The sequence below is a fragment of the Pseudoalteromonas sp. NBT06-2 genome, assembly GCF_002276045.1.
Classification (GTDB): Bacteria; Pseudomonadota; Gammaproteobacteria; order Enterobacterales; family Alteromonadaceae; genus Pseudoalteromonas.
Genome location: NZ_NQMR01000297.1, coordinates 1 through 1,732, shown reverse-complemented (window position 1 = coordinate 1,732; position 1,732 = coordinate 1). Strand labels below are relative to the sequence as shown.

General features: G+C 44.2%; 2 protein-coding genes. Both read left to right on the top strand.

Annotation, left to right across the window (positions count from 1 at the left end):
* Positions 1-842, top strand: an 842-nt coding sequence (locus CJF42_RS25525) for a preprotein translocase subunit SecA (protein ID WP_502694816.1), incomplete at its 5' end; no start/stop codon positions are given.
* Positions 806-1,402 (top strand): hypothetical protein, encoded by a 597-nt coding sequence (locus CJF42_RS25520; RefSeq protein ID WP_353651704.1) that lies wholly within the window; start codon positions 806-808, stop codon positions 1,400-1,402. The genes CJF42_RS25525 and CJF42_RS25520, both read left to right, overlap by 37 nt.
* Positions 1,403-1,732 lie beyond the last annotated feature (330 nt).

Below are 1,732 nucleotides of genomic sequence, written 5' to 3'. Positions count from 1 at the left end.
TCAAAGACAACGACATCAAACTGATTGATGAGTTTACCGGCCGAATTGCCGAAAAACGTCGTTGGCCCGACGGTATGCAATCGGCATTAGAATCCAAAGAAGGTCTACCCATCAAAAGGGAAGGTCAAACGCTAGGCTCAATCACCTTGCAACATTTGATGTGCTTATTTAAGAAAGTTAGCGGCATGACTGGCACCGCAGTCCTGGCAGCTCAAGAGTTTGACCAGTTATACCAACTGAAAACCTGCGTTATTCCACCACGCAAACCCTGCATTCGAATAGACAAGCCAGATCGGGTGTTCAGTACAAAAGCCGAAAAAAACTGTGCTATTTGCAATGAAATATCCTCCATTCAACTTACCGGGCAACCAATTTTAGTGGGCACGTCCAATGTCCGCGAGTCTGAAGATTTATACGCTTTGTTAGTCGAAAAAGGGATTGAGTGCTATCTGCTCAATGCCAAAAATGATGAGCAGGAAGCCCAAATAATTGCTCAGGCAGGCGCTTTGGGGGCGGTCACTATCTGTACCAACCTGGCCGGACGCGGCACAGATATTTTACTGGGGGAAAAAGACACAGCAAGCAATTTACAAGTAAAAAAAGCAGGTGGCCTGCATATTATCGGCACCAGCCGATTTGAGTCGAGACGGATTGATGATCAGTTGCGGGGCCGGGCGGCAAGGCAAGGCGACCCTGGGTCGTCGCAATATTTTGTCAGCCTTGAAGACAAATTGTTTAATCACTTAGGGGCTGATGGCTTGTTGTCTGGCAAAAGCGACACCGGAGAGTTGGTTTCCAGTGCCCGATCAGCAAAAAAATTGCCCACGGCCAGCGGGTACTAGAAGGCGCGAATCTTGATAGACGCAAAGCGTTATACAAATACAGTGGTTTGGTCGAACAACAAAGGCAAGTGATCCACCAATTGCGGGATGATATTTTACTGGGTGATGGGGCTCATCAGTTTAAAAGCAAAGTAACACGGCGTTGGCACAGTCTCAGTACGGTCGTGAGCGATGACAAGCTCAATGAAGCCCTGAACATTGTAGTTATGCACGCCATCGACAAAATATGGGTCCAGCATTTGTCTGAGATTGACTATATCAAAGAAGGTATCAATCTAGTGGGGGTAACGGGCACCAGTTTTATGTCTGGTGGCAACGAGCCTTACCATGTGTTTGTCCAGCAGGCACAGCAAGTTTTTGAGCAATTACTGACGGAATTAAAAGCGGCGGTGGTTGATTTGTTCAATAACGTTACTATAGACGAAAACGGGATTGATCCCAATAGTGAATTATTTACAATGACAAAGTCGACCTCCTCTTATGTGGTCGCCGATAACCCGTTTGACGCTGTAGACAGACGATTTATAGCCAGTATATGGAAGAAATTGAAGTTAAGATAGCGATAAAGTTAAACTAAAATGAATTTTGTATTCCGATCTAGAATAGGCGATTATGATTAGAGAAACGCCCTTAAAAAGTGAAATATTTGAAGGTCTAAATCACTATTTCATCAATAAAGCATAGAGTTTTTGAGCAAATATTCATTTTCACAAAAGTGACCGCATATAGCGGCATAAGTCCTAATGGTATCATCGATGCTAACGACCGCTTTAAGTCTTGGAGTTGCCGTTACTGAAGCAACTTCTAGAGTCAGCAATGCGCACCAAGAAGTCATAAAAATGAAATAGTGAAACGACTGCTATCGTATCAACAATGTCATTAACTTAAGG